The organism is Caballeronia mineralivorans PML1(12) (assembly GCF_001028175.1).
Lineage (GTDB): Bacteria > Pseudomonadota > Gammaproteobacteria > Burkholderiales > Burkholderiaceae > Caballeronia > Caballeronia mineralivorans.
On record NZ_AEJF01000076.1, the window covers coordinates 1 to 15,384 of the forward strand.

Sequence of the window (15,384 nt, forward strand, 5' to 3'; positions counted from 1 at the left end):
CCGGAGCCATCCTTCTGAGCGAATGGAATGGTCTCTCCACATGGCTCGTCGTCGGGATGAACTGGCAGGTCCAGTGCCTGCTGAAATTCGCGGCGGTCGAAGAGCAGTTCGCCCGGCTGGCACAGAAGGACCTCGATTTTCTCGTGCGGCTTGAACCAACAGATAGCGCTCCAGGCAGGCGCGAAAATCTCGTCACATCGTTCTCGGTAGCTGTTGAAGTACCTTCCCGGTAAATGCATCATCAAGCGACCTTCGGACGACGATGACATCCCACCTCAGCGCATGAAGATAAAGGACCCCCACATCGTTCCGCTGGCTCACCAGACCATAGCCATACTTGAGCAATTGCGCGAGTTCACAGGAAACGGCGAATTCCTTTTCCCCGGTGACCGCAATCCTCGCAAGCCCATTAGTAATAACACGCTCCTGTTTGCCATCTATCGAATGGGTTACCACTCCCGCATGACGGGACACGGGTTTCGGGGCGTCGCGTCGACGATTCTGCACGAGCAAGGCTACGAGCACGAGCACATTGAATTGCAGCTTGCTCATCAGGACCGGGACGAAGTGAGTGCTGCCGACAACTATGCGAAATACCTGGTTCCACGGACAAAGATGATGCAGGAGTGGGCGAATTATCTCGGCGCCGCCAAAAAGAAATAACGACGGCGCTCCGCCCAAGCACGGGATATGTCGTGTCCTATGACGGCGTCGGCAACACACTTCGCACATTGACAGAAACTTCCAATTGAGATATCTTAAAGATATCCAATTCAGTGCATGGAGAATGTCATGCCGACTTCGAAACCTAGTAACCAGATTGCCTTCCGCTATCGCAACGTCGACAGCGCAACGGGTGTCACCCGCGACACGGCGAAGCGACTCGCCGAGCAACTGGGTGTTGATGAAACACAAGTGATTCATCAAGCGCTGCATGCGCTTGCGGTCCAAGTCTTGCCGCAGTATGAGAGCGACGATGGCCCGCTCACCGCCGCTCAGGTTCGGCAGATCAAAAAGCAAGCCCCGCAAGGAACCAAGCGATCGATTAAATCGAGCCTGTTCGAGACAGAGCCCGCTGCGTCGTGACCGACATCGAACCCCAGTGGTGGGGTGAGCCGATAGCCGGGGAAATCGTCTGGTGTCATTTTCCAGACAACATCAACCCACGTCCCAAGCCTCGCCCTGCCCTCGTCCTCGCCGTCTTCGACGATGACGCGCCCCACTTCACTATCCGGGTCGCCTGCGGCACTAGTCAGCGCACCACGACCCTGCATCGCGGTGAATTTTGCATTTTGCGAGCGAGCAATCTTGCCGCTTATGCGGCGGCCGGCCTCAGCTATGACACCAAGTTCGACCTGAGGCAGGCCGTTGACCTACCTTACACGACCGAATGGTTTTCTGTACCTCCGGCAGCCCCTCATGGACAGAATCCAAAGCTCGGCATCTTACATCCCTCCCTCGTTCGGGCGGTCCAAGCCGCATTTCGCGCGACAACGGAATAGATGCAGTTGAACTGTCCTCACATTGAATCTGAAAGCAGTTCAGCACGGGCTTTTACTCACCCTCGAACAACGGATTGTGTATCGTGCCAGCGTCCCGAGCGGTTTTCTCAAATGTGAGGGACTTCCCCGGCACGCAGGATAAGCCGGGCCGGATGGTCAAGCAAAAGGCAGGACTAAATCGCGAGATTCTGTCGGCCGGATTGAGCATGGCGCATAACATGCTCGCGTACAAAGCAATAGAGGCTTAGAGGCTGGTACGCGATTGCACGTTTCAAACACGCGCCAATTAAAACCGTCTCGGCGACAAAAGAAAAGGACTTACGACTCTCGCCATAAGTCCTTGATCTTACTGGCCGAGGCGAGCGGATTTGAACCTCCGACTACCAGCGGGCCCATGCGAAGTGGTGGTCCGCGCTGCGTCAGAACCCCAGCGCCACCGCGAGTAGCCCCGCGACGATCCCGAAACCCACCACCGCGACCGCCACCACCGTCAGCACGCGCGGCGCAAACGAGCGGCCAAGCATGGCGACCGATGGCAGGCTGATCGGCGGCAGCGTCATCAGCAGCGCGCCCGCGGGACCGACAGACATGCCGAGGGACAGCATCGCCTGGATGATCGGCACTTCACCCGCTGTCGGGATCACGAACAACGTACCGGCGATGGCGAGACCGACGATCCACAGCACGCTATTGTCGATATTCGGCCCGATATGCGGAAACAGCCACGCCCGCGCCGCGCCGAGCACCAGCACGAGCACGATGTACTCCGGCACGAGCCGGATCGTCATGCGCCCGAGAATCCGGACCCAGCGGGTGAACGCAGTGCCCGGATCATCGGTCGTGACCAGCTTCGCCATCTCGCTGCGCGACGCTTGCGCTTCCTTCGGCGTGACCATCCGATTCACGGCGTAGCCAAGGCCGAACACCATCAGTATGCCCAGCACGAGCCGCAACCCCATCCATTGCCAGCCGAGCACGAAGCCCATGAAAATCAGCGTGGCCGGATTGAGCACGGTGTTGCCGAGCCAGAATGCGATAGCCGCACCCGGCGCCGCCTGACGCGCCCGCAGACCGGCCACAACCGGCGCTGCGCAACACGTGCACATCATGCCGGGCAGCGACATCAGGCCACCGTTCACCACGCTGCTGAAGCCGCTTTTGCCCAGCGCGCGTGCCACCCATTGCGGCGGGATCAGCGCCTGCACCGCCGAGCCGAGCAGAAGCCCGAGCACCATTGCCTGCCAGATCGCCTTGCCGTAAGCGAAAGCGTAGTCGATGGCGGCCTGCCACGACGGCGCGGGCGCGCTCGCGGCGGTGCCCATCAGTATCGATTTGCCGATGGAATGCTGACTGGCCGCGACGAACGCGCGGTTGTAGTACGGAAACCATTTGACGTAGAAAAGGCCCACGACCGCGATCAGCAGGAACGTGATCCAGCCGAGCGCGACGCGCGGTTGTCGAAGAGTGGATTGCATGGTCTTGGGTAGTTTTTATCGGGATGAAAACGGGTCAGGTCGACGTGACGGGCGGCGTTTCGGCGGCACGCAAAGCGTCGAGCCTTGCCAGCAGCGCCCTTGCCTGCTCGACGACATCGGCGTCGTTGGGCCGGAACAGCATGTGCGTAGCGTGCGGCAATTCGCTGAAATTCTGACGGCTGCTGCGCGCGTAGGCCGGATCGTAATGCAGGTCGATGAGTTCGCGGGCAAGCTCCGCCCCCCGGCCCTGGTCGATCAACGCATGCCAGCCGCTCACCCTCTCGCGGCTATGCAGGCCGACCAGCTTCGACAACTGCTGCTTGAACGACTCGGGATGTTGGAAAAGATGCGCGTAATCGTGCAGTAGAAACGTCGCGCGATCCTCGCGGCTTGCTTCGACCTCGACACACGCGCCGCGATGAAACGACTCCAGCAGCGCCAGCGGCAAGGAGATCGCGCCGATCCGCCGGCTCTCCGCTTCGACGAACACCGGCCACGCCGGATCGAAGCCCCGCAGCGTGCCGACCAGCAGCGTATCGAACCATTTCTGCGACGGTTGCGGCTCGCCCGGCAACGCGCCGAGCAGCGAACCGCGATGCGCCGCCAGTTGCTCCAGATCCAGCGCCTGCGCGCCGGCCTCGCGCAACGCGTGCAGCAGGCGCGTTTTGCCACTGCCGGTGGGGCCGGTCAGGGCGATATAGCGGAACGTAGTCGGCAAATGCTCAAGCGTATCGAGGGTTGCGCGCCGGTAACTTTTATACCCGCCTTCCAGTTGCCGCGCCTGCCAGCCGATCATGTTGAACATCGCGGTGACGGAACCGGACCGGTTGCCGCCGCGCCAGCAATAAATCAGCGGCCGCCAGTTACGCGGCCGGTCGGCAAAGGTCGTGTCGAGGTGCTGCGCGAGATTGCGCGCGACGAGCGCCGCGCCCACGCGGGTGGCCTCGAACGGCGACACCTGCTTGTACATCGTGCCGACGAGCACCCGTTCCTCATTGCTCAGCACGGGGGCGTTGAGCGCTCCGGGGATGTGGTCCTCGGCAAATTCGAGCGGCGTGCGGACATCGACGATCTCGTCGAAATCGGCCAGGCGATCGAGGGCAACAAGCAGGTTTTTCAAGGTGCGGCGCGCAAAAGTGCCAGGATGGGGAAGACCGGGATTATCGCACGCGGGAAAATCAGCGGTGGTGCAGCCAGGATGCCGCCGAGGTAGCCCAATGAGCGCGAACACTCTGCCCCATTCGATTCAAATTAACGTTCCTGCATTTTTGGCTCCTTACAGTTTCGCCGCATACTTCGAGGTCGACGCTTGAATTCAACCTGCTCAAAATGTTGACTGGATGCGTTGCCCGGCCGGCAGGCGCAGAATAACTCTCTGGAGAAGCCTTGGAACAAGGATCACGCGATGAGCTATAACGAGACCATCGGTCACCGGACCTACCGCTTCGACGACCTGAAAACGCTGCTGGCGAAAGCCAGCCCGCAGCGTTCCGGCGACCAGCTCGCGGGGGTGACGGCAGACACCGAGGAGGAGCGCGTGGCGGCGAAGATGGCGCTGGCACAAGTGCCGTTGCGCACTTTCCTCAACGAAGTCGTGATCCCGTACGAGAGCGATGAGGTCACGCGGCTCATCATCGACGACCATTCTTCACAGGCTTTCGCCGAGATTTCGCATCTCACCGTGGGCGATTTCCGCAACTGGCTGCTCGCCGACACCACCGATTCCGCCGCGCTGATCCGCGTTACGCCGGGACTGACGCCGGAGATGGTCGCAGCGGTATCGAAGCTGATGCGCAACCAGGATCTGATTCTCGCGGCGAAGAAACGGCCCGTGATCACCCGTTTTCGCAACACCATCGGTTTGCCAGGACATCTGTCGGTGCGCCTGCAGCCGAATCACCCCACCGACGACGTCAAGGGCATCGCCGCCTCCATGCTCGACGGCCTTATGTACGGCTGCGGCGATGCAGTGATCGGCATCAATCCGGCATCGGATTCGTTGAGCGCGATCACGACGCTGCTCGTGATGATCGACGACTTCCGGCAACGATACGAAGTCCCGACGCAATCGTGCGTACTCACACATGTGACCAACACCATCGCTGCAATCGAGAAAGGTGCGCCCGTCGATCTTGTGTTCCAGTCGGTTGCCGGTACCGAGAAAGCGAACAGCAGTTTCGGCGTATCGCTGGCACTGCTCAAGGAAGCACACGAGGCAGGGTTGTCGCTGAAACGCGGCACCGTTGGCACCGATCTGATGTATTTCGAAACCGGCCAGGGCAGCGCGTTATCCGCCAATGCGCATCACGGCGTCGATCAGCAGACCTGTGAAGTGCGCGCTTACGCGGTCGCACGCAAGTTCAGCCCGCTGCTGGTCAATACGGTGGTTGGTTTCATCGGCCCCGAGTATTTGTACGATGGAAGGCAGATCATTCGCGCCGGGCTTGAAGACCATTTCTGCGGCAAGCTGCTCGGCGTACCCATGGGTTGCGACATCTGCTATACGAACCACGCCGAAGCCGATCAAGACGACATGGACAACCTGCTCACGCTGCTAGGCGTGGCCAACGTCAACTTCATCATGGGCATTCCCGGCGCCGACGACGTCATGCTCAACTATCAAAGCACGTCATTCCACGACGCGCTGTATGTACGCAACGTGCTCGGCTTGCGTCGTGCGCCGGAGTTCGAGGCATGGCTTGAATCGATGCGAATCGTCGATCCGCGCGGCGCCTTGCTGAACCAGTCCGCAGCGCAACCACTGCTTGAATGGATGAGCGCGTAATGGCCGATTTCGACGATTCCCCTTCTTCCGTCAGCACCAACCCATGGGACGCATTGCGCCGTTTCACCAACGCGCGCATTGCGCTGGGCCGCGCGGGCAGCAGCTTGCCGACAGCGCCGCTGCTCGCGTTTAATCTATCGCACGCGCAAGCGCGTGACGCCGTGCATCAACCGCTCGACGTGGCCACGCTGCATGCCTCATTGCGTGCGTCCGGTTTCGATACGCTCGATGTAGAAAGCGCCGCGCCCGATCGCGATCATTATCTGCGCCGCCCCGATCTGGGCAGAAAGCTGAACGATGAAAGCACGGCGCGGCTGCGCGACTATGCGGCCTCCGCGCCTGCTGCGTTCGATGTCGTATTCGTGGTCGCGGATGGTTTGTCGGCCTACGCCGCTGCGGGTCATGCGGTACCGCTGCTTGAACGGATGCGCACGAAGCTGGCGGGCGTAAGCATCGGTCCGATCGTCGTCGCGCAGCAGGCACGGGTCGCACTCGGCGATGGTATTGGTGAGCTTTTACGGGCGCGGATCGTGGTGATGTTGATTGGTGAACGGCCAGGTTTGAGTTCCCCCGATAGTCTCGGCATCTACCTGACGTACGAGCCGCGTTTGGGCAAAAGCGATGCGGAGCGCAACTGTATTTCGAACGTGCGGCCCGAAGGTCTTCCCTACGATTCCGCCGCGTTCAAGCTGCATTACCTTCTGACCGAAGCGACACGTTTGAAGCTGACGGGCGTGAAACTCAAAGACGATAGCAATGCGTTGTTGCCTTCGGCGGGTTTGGGTTCTATCGAGGCAAGTTAGACCGTGATCGGGCGAGGTTTTTTTGCAAGCCGGCTTTTTTGTTCAAGCTTGTTCAAGCGCTCGCCGATGTAGCCGGTGGATGCAGAAAACGCAGACCGTTAGTCGCATTTCTTGCTCTTTCATAAAGAGTCGTTCATCGAACCGCACGACGCTCCCCTTCTGTCTTCGCAACGGCCACAACCGACCCCAAACCCATCGCACCGAATACGCGCTGGCGATGCGGAATCGCGAGCAACAGACCCAATGCAACGATATCGGCGGCGAAACCCAGTGGGACGTCGAGAAAACCATCAGTTAGTGTGAACAACACCGAATCGACGATCAGCGAAATCACCGCGCCCGCCGCGAAACATACGAGTCCATCGCGGCCGACCGCTCCGACCCACGGCAAGCGTTCCGCAATCTGCTTTATCACTCCGCGACGTGCCAGGTCGCTTGCAAGCCACGCGATTGCCAAAAAATTCACGATCCGCACGCCGGCCAGATTGCGTTTGAAATCGCCATCGAGGGAAGCGGGGAGTACTAGCAATTTGTAATACGCCATGCCCACGGCAATCCCAAGTGCGGCGACGCTCACCGCCCAGCCGAACCGGTGCGAACTCACACGCTGATAGAGGGGTTGGCAGCACGCAAGCACGCCGAGCACGAACATCAACTGCCACGCAGCAGGATTGAAGTCCCACAGCAAATCGTCCGCCGACGGCAAATACTCGGCGAGCGGCGCCGCGACAGCCCACAGCGCGACGCTTGCACCAAGCAGAAGCCACGGCCTGCTGCGTGCGAGCGGAACGACCAGCGGCACGGCCAGCGCGAAGAACGCGTACATGGGCAAAACGGAAGAAAGATACGGCTGACGACGCAAGAGCAGCACGTCGGCGATGGCGGTGAATGGCGTGGCGAGAAAGCTGTCGAGATCCGTGGTCGCCAGATTCGGCGCGCTGCCGAAAAATGGCCGCAGCACGAAACTTGTCGCCAGCATCAGAACGGCGGTGACCAAAAACGCGCGGTAGATCTCGATCGCGCGGCGGAAAAACCGCGCCCGGGCAGCAGATTCGGAACGGCGGACGGTCACGCAAGCGTAGGCCGTCGCGGTCGCGAAACCGCCGAGAAACACGAAGACTTCGGCTGCGTCATTGAGGGCGAATGCGTGCAGCGTCACGCGGGAAAGCATGCTGCCGCCAATATGATCGACCACGATCACCAGCAGCACGAGGCCACGAAAAAAGTCCAGTTCGACCAGGCGTTGCGATTTTCCCTGCATGCGAAACCCGAAAGGGACTGCCGGAATCGGGCAGCGAAGATTGAAGGCGCCGGGCCGGCTAAAGTAACGGCGTGTGGCACTAGAGTTTACCCGTATTTGCGCGGCGCACCATTTTGGCAGGCACGTCGTCGTCGAAAATCCGTCCGGCGAACTTTTTGGCGCCGCATCGCTCTCAATTATTTCATTAAGCTTACATTTTTGCTTTGCGCGTCACGTATCATCGCGAACGGCCGCCGCGTAGGCGCCTTACCTGTTTCCTCTCACTTCCCCAAGACTCTCGGATCTCATGGACTATCTAGTTGCATTGGCAAGCGACCCCGGCGCGTGGGCCGCACTGGCGACGCTCCTTGTCATGGAAGTCGTGCTCGGCATCGACAACCTGATCTTCATCTCCATCCTTACGAACAAATTGCCCGAGGCGCACCGTGCACGCACGCAGCGGCTCGGCATTGGACTGGCGCTGCTCATGCGCCTTGGGCTGCTCGGCACGGTGGCGCTGATCGTGCGCCTGACCGCGCCGATCTTCACCGCGTTCGAACATGACTTCTCGTGGCGGGACCTGATCCTCATCGCCGGCGGTGCATTCCTGGTGTGGAAGGCGACTACCGAGATCCATCATCACGTCTCGGGTGAAGGCGAAGGCAGTGGCAGCGGCGCTGCGAAGACGTCCACGCTCACGCCGTGGTCCGCAATCGGCCAGATCCTCGTGCTCGATCTTGTGTTTTCCATCGACAGCATCGTGACCGCCGTCGGCATGACCGAGCACATTCCCATCATGTTCGTCGCGGTGGTAGGCGCGGTATCGGTGATGATGTTCGCGGCCGGACCGCTGTCGCGCTTTATCGAAAGGAACCCGACTGTGGTGATGCTCGCGCTCGGCTTCCTGCTTGTGATCGGGATGACGCTGGTCGCCGAAGGGTTCGGATCGCACGTGCCCAAGGGCTATATCTACGCGGCGATGGCGTTCTCGGCTTTGGTCGAGGGATTGAATATGTTGTCGCGGCGGGCTAAAAAGATGCGCGCTTTAGAATGATCGCGCGATAACTCGATCACGCCGCGCGGCCTCAAACCGCGCGGCGTTGTGTTATCAGAACGGCAAGTCGGGCTGACGTGGCGGTTTATCGGCGCCCACGACTTTTTGTGTCTTCAGCCAGCGCTCGATGGCCTGCACGACGTGATCCCGTTCGTCATCGTCCAGATGTTTTCCCGCTTCGATACCGTGCCATTTCGCGAGGCAACTCCGGCAGCACGTTGCCGTGGCATGCTGCGCGATAAACACGGGATGGCCGCGAAACGGCGTCTGCTTGCCGTCGTTCGGCGGTTGTTCCGGAGCAAGCCGGCGCGTGATCAGTTCGCGCGCATGGCCGATCACCTCCGTCATACCGTGCGCGCACAAATAAGCTTCCTCACGCGCACCGAGACGGAAGCGTTTGCGGAAGTTCGAATGCGACAAGGCGCTGAAGACGGTATCGAGATCGCGCATCGGTGGATGCTTCAGAATGGCTTGCGATAGAGCGATGAATCGGTGAAACCTTCCGCGTTCAGCACATACCCGACTACGATCAGCGCCGTTCTTTCGATGCCTTTTTCAAGCACTTTTCCCGCGATATCGGCGAGCGTGCCCAGCACTTTTTCTTCGTCGGGCCAGCTTGCCCGGAAGATCACGGCCACGGGACACTGCGCGCCGTAATGCGGAATCAGGTCCGCGACGATCCGTTCGATATGACGCACCCCAAGGTGAATCGCCATGGTCGCGCGGTGGCGAGCGAGGTCGGCGAGTTGCTCGCCTTCGGGCATCGATGTCTTTGTGGCGAAGCGCGTGAGGATCACAGTCTGCGAGATGCCGGGCAACGTGAATTCACATCCGAGTGACGCCGCCGATGCCGCCGCAGCCGTCACGCCAGGCACGATTTCATACGATATCCCGAGCATATTCAGGCGCCGGATCTGCTCGCCAATCGCGCCATATAGCGACGGATCGCCGGAATGCACTCGCGCAACGTCTTGCCCCTTGGCGTGTGCGGTTTCGAGCAACGCGACGATTTCATCGAGGTGAAGATTCGCCGTATTCACCACGCTTTGCGCACGATGTCCGCTCAACACTGCTTCCGGCACGAGCGATCCGGCATACAGGATGACCGGGCACGTGCGAATGAGGCGTTGCCCTTTCACCGTGATGAGTTCGGGATCTCCGGGTCCGGCGCCAATGAAATAGACCGTCATTTAAAGGGTTTTATCGAAAAGTGAATGCGGATGGAGCCATGCTTCGAGTGCGTTCAGAAGCGAGTTCGTATCGGAAAATTCGCGCTCGACTTGAGGTAAGCGCGGTCGCTGCAGCATAAGGACAGGCAAGCCTCGTTCCCGCGCTACAGCGAGTTTCGCTTCGGTCGCAGCGCCGCCGCTGTTCTTGCTGACAACGACATCGGTTTGCTGCGCATCGAAGAGCGCGCGTTCGCCATCGAGCGAGAACGGTCCACGCGCGGCGATGATCGTCGCGCGCGCGTTGCCGGGATGCAGGTCGAGACAACGAATGGTCCAGTGTTGCGAAGGCGGAATCTCATCGAGATGCGCAAGCGGTTCACGGCCCAGCGTCCAGAGCGGATGTTTGTAAGGGGCGATGGCATGGAGGATGTCCGCAAAATCCGCCGCTTCGCGCCAATCGTCTCCGGCTTGCGGTTGCCACGGTGCGCGCCGAAGGGCCCAGCATTCAATGCTTTTAAGCACGCCAGCAGTACTCGCGTGACGGCTCATTTGCGCAGCGTAAGGATGTGTTGCATCGACGATCAAGCCGATCGATTCCGCGTCAATGAACGTATTCAACCCTTCTACCCCACCGAAGCCGCCCGCACGCACGCTGCACAAGAGATCGCCCGGCATGCGGCCCAGTCCGGCGAGGCTATAAACATGATCAGGACCGAGACGTCGCGCGATGGTCAATGCGTCGCCAGTGCCGCCCAATAGCAAGACCCGTTTCATTGCGCGGACCCCACGATGCGCCCCTGCCGATCGATCGCAAAACATTCAACGACGACGCCTTCGGGCACTACACTCAACGCAAATTGACGCGCGTGTTCGCAGACAATATCGCCGAGTGGCACGCCTTGCTCGTGAGCCAGCAGCAGCGCTTCCTGGCTCGTGTTAGCCGCGCACATATCTTGTTGAAGCATAGCGCTTGCACCCGCGCTCGCAGCCCAGCTAGCGAGTTGCGGCAAGTCGATGCTCGAGTTCCGGCTATGCAGATCCATATGCCCCGCCGCGAGCTTGCTGATCTTGCCGAAACCACCACACAGGCTCAGCTTCTCCACCGGTGCGCGCCGCAAGTGCTTGAGCACAGCGCCCACGAAATCTCCCATTTCGATCAGCGCTATATCCGGCAGGTTGTATCGAAGACGCATGGCATCCTCGCTTTGATTGCCCGTGCACGCCGCGATATGAACGTAGCCATTCGCGCGCGCGACGTCGACACCCTGGTGAATCGAAGCGATATAAGCCGAGCAGGAGAACGGCCGCACGATGCCCGTCGTGCCGAGAATCGATAATCCACCGACGATCCCCAAGCGCGGATTCATGGTCTTGAGTGCAAGTTCCGCGCCGTTCTCCACGCCGATGCTGACTTCGAATCCGCCCGCATAACCGTGTTCTCCGGCGAGCGCCAGGAGATGGTCGGTCATCATCTTGCGCGGCACGGGATTGATGGCGGGTTCGCCTATGGCAAGCGCAAGTCCGGCGCGCGTGACGGTGCCCACGCCCGGTCCCGCGAGAAAACGCACACCCGGTTCGCTCAGTAACCTCACGCGGGCAAAAACGATCGCGCCATGGGTGACGTCGGGGTCATCACCGGCATCTTTCACGGTGCCCGCCTCGGCGCTTTCGCCTTCAGCAAGACGGCAGAAGACGAGCGGCATCACGACCTGCTGACCCTTGGGCAATACGATGTCCGCGTGCTCGCTGACCAGCCCCGTCAGCAATAGACGCGCCGCCGCGAGCGACGTCGCGGTGGCGCAGCTACCCGTAGTAAGTCCGGTGCGTAGCGGCGCGGGCTGTTCGGGCGTTTCGTCACGCATGGAGGTAACGAGTGAGCATCATGGTTTGACAGCATGCAGCAGCGTAATGGGCAGCGCCTGGCGCCAGGTATCGAAGGCGCCTAGAGGCAGTGCATGGGCGATGCTGATGCGCGTCATCTCGCCGCCATGAAGCGCGCGCCACGCGATCAGGGTCGCCTCGCTTTGAATTGTGACCGCGTTGACGATCATCCGGCCGTCTTTCTTCAGATGAGACCAACACGTGTCCAGCATGTCCGGCGCCGTCACGCCACCGCCGATAAAAATTGCATCGGGTTGGGGGAGTCCGGTTAACACGCCCGGCGCTTCGCCCTCGACCAGTTGCAATCCTGGCACGCCTAGCGCATCGCGATTGTGTTCGATCAGGCGCTGACGCTGACTGTCCGCTTCGATCGCGATGGCGCGGCAGCTCGGGTGCGAGCGCATCCATTCGATACCGATCGAACCACATCCCGCACCCACGTCCCACAGCAGTTCTCCCGGCTCAGGGGCGAGCCGCGACAGCGTGATCGCGCGGACATCGCGTTTGGTGAGCTGGCCGTCGTGCTGGTATGCGTCGTCGGGAAGACCGGGCGTGAGCGGCAAACGCAGCGCATGGTTTTCCGCGACACATTCGATCGCCACCAGATTCAGCGCGGCCACATCGCTCGCCTGCCACGCGCTGGCTATCTCATCGATACGGCGTTCTTGCTCGCCACCCAGATGCTCGAACTCAGTCAGGCGGCTCGAGCCAAAACCGCGCTTTGTCAGCAACTTAGCGACCTTGGCGGGACTCGAAGCATCGCTGCTGAGAACGAAAATGCGCGCGCCGGGATGAAGCTGCGTTTCAAGCGCCGCGAGCGGCCGCCCGACCAGTGAGACCACCGCCACGTCCTGCAGCGGCCAATGCAAACGCGCCGCGGCGAGCGATAACGACGAAGACGCGGGCACCACGCAAAATTCGCCCGCAGCCAGTTCACGGGCGAACGTCGTGCCGACGCCAAACATCATCGGGTCCCCGCTCGCGAGCACGCACACCCGTTCGCGACGATGCTCAAGTACCGGTGCAATCGTGAACGGCGTAGGCCACGCGCGACGTTCCCCGCCGATCCGGGCTGGCAACAACGCAAGATGACGCGCCCCGCCGAAAATCGTATCCGCAGCCAGCAACGCCTGGCGCGCATGCCGGCTCAGTCCACGCCAGCCATCCTCTCCGATCCCCACCACGGTCAACCACGGTGACATCCGCCGATCCTCGCTTGATTCATTCGCAGATTACGCCGCGTCTACAACGTGGCTCAGACAATGCGGCTAAAGCACCCCCGGCGTGACGCCGATGCGCTTTAACCGCCATAAAAACGGGCATAATACCGCGTTAGTCGGTGCCCTTACGGGCCTAACAGGGAACACAGCAGAACTGTGGCTGCCCCCGCAATTGTACGCAGCGAGTCCGCGCTCCACTGCCACTGGTTTCGACTGGGAAGGCCGGTACGGACGACGACCTGCAAGCCAAGAGACCTGCCGACCGGAATTCTTCGTGCAAGCCAACATCGGGCGGGGTGTACCGATGCCGCGAACGTGCCATTCCCGCAAAGGGTCCGGCAGGTTCGAGGCGCCGCGCGAGACCGAACGGGTCACGCTTTGAACGAACCACTCACTACTGTACGCGGGTTAACGCACGCATTGCACGCATTGCCCGCGTCGCGGCCATCGGCTTGTCCTGGCCTGATGCGGATTGTGCCTGCACGCGACGCCGGCCTGTGCCGCATTCGCCTTGCGTGGGGCGAACTGAGTGCGGCGCAGGCACGGGTGATCGCGGAGGTGGCGCGGGCGTTCGGCTCGGGTTTTATCGATGCGACCAATCGCGCGAATCTGCAGATTCGCGGCGTGCGGGAGGGCTCGCAAGAGACGTTGATTTCGCGGCTCGTCGGTGCGGGACTCGGGCCAACTACGCCGGGTTCTGATGATCTCCGTAATGTGATGCTGAGTCCGCTCGCGGGCCTGGATCCGCACGCCCTTCTCGACGTAACACCGCTCTCTTCCGCTTTGCTCGATCAGTTGCAGCGGGACACTCGCTTGCATCAGCTGTCGCCGAAATTTGCGTTGATGGTCGACGGCGGCGAGCGTCTCGCGATGCTCGATCATCCGCACGATGTGTGGCTTTCGGCGGGTTCGGCGGAACGTTTTGTATTCGGGCTCGCGGGCTGTCCGCCGAGATTTGAAAGCGACGCGCCCGCGTTGGGCGCGGTTAGCCGCGTCCACGTTCCTGCGTTAGTCGATGCATTGCTGCATACGTTTCTGGATCTCGCGCTGCCGCAACATACGAGGATGCGCGATCTGTTAGCGACATGTCCCATCGAAGAATTTCTTGGCCACGTGCAGGACAAGCTCAGCTTTCCGTTGGCCCAGGACGTAGGTAACTGGCGTCGTCCCCCATCCAATGCACGGCTGCGTTTCGGCGTGCATCCTCAAGGAACGGGCGATAGCGTGTGCGTCGGTGCGCAAGTCCCGCTTGGGCGTATGGATGCAGCAACGCTATCGGCACTCGCCGATCTCGCGCCGCGATTACGCATGACGCCTTGGCAAAGCGTGATGCTGCTCGATGTGCCGGTTGCCGATGCACAAGCTGTCGTTGGTCAACTCACCACACTCGGCCTCGCGACAAACCCCGACGAACCATTCGCGCGCCTGATTGCATGCGCGGGTTCACAAGGCTGCGCAAAAAGTCTCGCCGATACCAAAGCCGACGCGCAACTTCTCGCCCGGTTGATGCCGTCCACAGGCGATGTCCACCTCAGCGGCTGCGCACGTTCATGCGCGGCGGCGCATCGTGTCGAGACCACGTTGATGGCCGTCGCTCCCGGTCGGTATGATCTTTACCACCAAGCACCTGAAGCCGTCGCCCGCCATCTAACCATCGAACAGGCAGCCCGCTGGCTAGCCCGGAGCACCCCTGATGCTTGACTATATTCGCGACGGCCAGGCGATTTATCGCGCGTCGTTTGCGACCATTCGCGCCGAGGCCAATCTCGCGGCCATCCCCGCCGATCTCGAGAAACTCGCCGTGCGCGTGATCCACGCATGCGGCATGACGGACGTGATCGACGACCTCCTGTTCTCGCCCGGCGCGGGCACGGCAGGCCGCGCTGCCCTAAGCCGCGGCGCCCCCATTCTCTGTGACGCACGCATGGTCGCAGAAGGCATCACGCGCGCGCGGTTGCCTGCAAACAACCGCGTGATCTGCACGCTCAACGATCCCTCCGTGCCTGAACGCGCTCGCGCGCTCGGCAACACGCGTTCCGCCGCCGCGCTCGAATTGTGGCGCCCGGATCTTGAAGGCAGCGTGGTCGTGATCGGCAATGCGCCCACCGCGCTTTTCCATCTGCTCGATATGCTCGACGCCGGCGCACCCAAACCCGCGCTGATCCTGGGCTTTCCAGTGGGATTTATCGGCGCGGCGGAATCGAAGGCCCTGCTCGCCGCCGATAGCCGCGGCGTGCCGTTCGTCGCGTTGCGCG

General features: G+C 61.2%; 16 protein-coding genes, 1 pseudogene and 1 riboswitch. Of the genes and pseudogenes, 9 read left to right on the forward strand and 8 right to left on the reverse strand.

Features of this window, described 5'->3' with window-relative positions:
* The 4 genes and pseudogenes from EOS_RS11195 to EOS_RS11210 form a co-directional block, all read left to right on the forward strand.
* A pseudogene (locus EOS_RS11195) lies at positions 1–233 on the forward strand (hypothetical protein); the annotation flags it as partial.
* A complete protein-coding gene (locus tag EOS_RS11200; RefSeq protein WP_235442779.1) occupies positions 214–663 on the forward strand; it encodes a tyrosine-type recombinase/integrase in 450 nt (149 codons plus the stop codon). The pseudogene EOS_RS11195 and the gene EOS_RS11200, both read left to right, overlap by 20 nt.
* 129 nt (positions 664–792) lie before the next feature.
* Positions 793–1,086 (forward strand): hypothetical protein, encoded by a 294-nt coding sequence (locus EOS_RS11205; protein ID WP_047846708.1) that lies wholly within the window; start codon positions 793–795, stop codon positions 1,084–1,086.
* Positions 1,083–1,502 carry a hypothetical protein gene (locus tag EOS_RS11210; RefSeq protein ID WP_235442780.1) on the forward strand — a complete coding sequence of 140 codons (420 nt, stop codon included), beginning with the start codon at positions 1,083–1,085 and terminating at the stop codon, positions 1,500–1,502. The genes EOS_RS11205 and EOS_RS11210 overlap by 4 nt, the downstream gene beginning before the upstream one ends.
* A gap of 419 nt (positions 1,503–1,921) precedes the next feature.
* Here EOS_RS11210 and EOS_RS11215 read toward each other — a convergent pair whose 3' ends face one another.
* Complete coding sequence (locus tag EOS_RS11215) at positions 1,922–2,977, reverse strand: permease (RefSeq protein WP_047846709.1); 1,056 nt, start codon at positions 2,975–2,977, stop codon at positions 1,922–1,924.
* A 34-nt stretch (positions 2,978–3,011) separates the two neighbouring features.
* Positions 3,012–4,097, reverse strand: a complete 1,086-nt coding sequence (mnmH, locus tag EOS_RS11220; RefSeq protein ID WP_047846722.1) for a tRNA 2-selenouridine(34) synthase MnmH — start codon at positions 4,095–4,097, stop codon at positions 3,012–3,014.
* A gap of 285 nt (positions 4,098–4,382) precedes the next feature.
* Here mnmH and EOS_RS11225 point away from each other — a divergent pair, with 285 nt between their 5' ends.
* The gene (locus EOS_RS11225) at positions 4,383–5,762 is read left to right on the forward strand and encodes an ethanolamine ammonia-lyase subunit EutB (protein WP_047846710.1); all 1,380 of its coding nucleotides are present in this window, start codon (positions 4,383–4,385) and stop codon (positions 5,760–5,762) included.
* Positions 5,762–6,565, forward strand: coding sequence for an ethanolamine ammonia-lyase subunit EutC (gene eutC / locus EOS_RS11230; RefSeq protein WP_047846711.1), 804 nt, complete (start codon positions 5,762–5,764; stop codon positions 6,563–6,565). The genes EOS_RS11225 and eutC overlap by 1 nt, the downstream gene beginning before the upstream one ends.
* Positions 6,566–6,698: 133 nt before the next feature.
* Here the strand turns inward: eutC and EOS_RS11235 are convergent, their stop codons facing one another.
* On the reverse strand, positions 6,699–7,826 hold the full coding sequence (locus EOS_RS11235) for an OpgC domain-containing protein (RefSeq protein WP_047846712.1): 1,128 nt from the start codon (positions 7,824–7,826) through the stop codon (positions 6,699–6,701).
* A gap of 286 nt (positions 7,827–8,112) precedes the next feature.
* Between EOS_RS11235 and EOS_RS11240 the strand changes: the two genes are divergently transcribed.
* Complete coding sequence (locus tag EOS_RS11240; protein ID WP_047846713.1) at positions 8,113–8,859, forward strand: TerC family protein; 747 nt, start codon at positions 8,113–8,115, stop codon at positions 8,857–8,859.
* Positions 8,860–8,913: 54 nt separating this feature from the next.
* Here the strand turns inward: EOS_RS11240 and EOS_RS11245 are convergent, their stop codons facing one another.
* The 5 genes from EOS_RS11245 to EOS_RS11265 are packed head-to-tail and all read right to left on the reverse strand — an operon-like array spanning position 8,914 to position 13,111.
* On the reverse strand, positions 8,914–9,309 hold the full coding sequence (locus EOS_RS11245; protein ID WP_047846714.1) for a DUF4186 domain-containing protein: 396 nt from the start codon (positions 9,307–9,309) through the stop codon (positions 8,914–8,916).
* An 11-nt stretch (positions 9,310–9,320) separates the two neighbouring features.
* On the reverse strand, positions 9,321–10,049 hold the full coding sequence (gene cobM, locus EOS_RS11250; RefSeq protein ID WP_047846715.1) for a precorrin-4 C(11)-methyltransferase: 729 nt from the start codon (positions 10,047–10,049) through the stop codon (positions 9,321–9,323).
* Positions 10,050–10,802 (reverse strand): cobalt-precorrin-6A reductase, encoded by a 753-nt coding sequence (locus EOS_RS11255; RefSeq protein ID WP_047846716.1) that lies wholly within the window; start codon positions 10,800–10,802, stop codon positions 10,050–10,052.
* Positions 10,799–11,890, reverse strand: a complete 1,092-nt coding sequence (locus EOS_RS11260) for a cobalt-precorrin-5B (C(1))-methyltransferase (protein ID WP_047846717.1) — start codon at positions 11,888–11,890, stop codon at positions 10,799–10,801. Before EOS_RS11260 ends, EOS_RS11255 begins: the two co-directional genes overlap by 4 nt.
* Positions 11,891–11,908: 18 nt before the next feature.
* Complete coding sequence (locus tag EOS_RS11265) at positions 11,909–13,111, reverse strand: bifunctional cobalt-precorrin-7 (C(5))-methyltransferase/cobalt-precorrin-6B (C(15))-methyltransferase (protein WP_047846718.1); 1,203 nt, start codon at positions 13,109–13,111, stop codon at positions 11,909–11,911.
* Positions 13,112–13,229: 118 nt separating this feature from the next.
* Positions 13,230–13,406, forward strand: a riboswitch (cobalamin riboswitch).
* Positions 13,407–13,507: 101 nt separating this feature from the next.
* On the opposite strand from EOS_RS11265, the gene cobG reads away from it, so the two are divergent.
* Entirely contained in the window at positions 13,508–14,830 is a 1,323-nt protein-coding gene (gene cobG, locus EOS_RS11270) for a precorrin-3B synthase (protein WP_075645310.1), read from the forward strand.
* On the forward strand, positions 14,823–15,384 hold a 562-nt coding region (locus EOS_RS11275; RefSeq protein WP_047846720.1), incomplete at its 3' end, for a precorrin-8X methylmutase. The genes cobG and EOS_RS11275, both read left to right, overlap by 8 nt.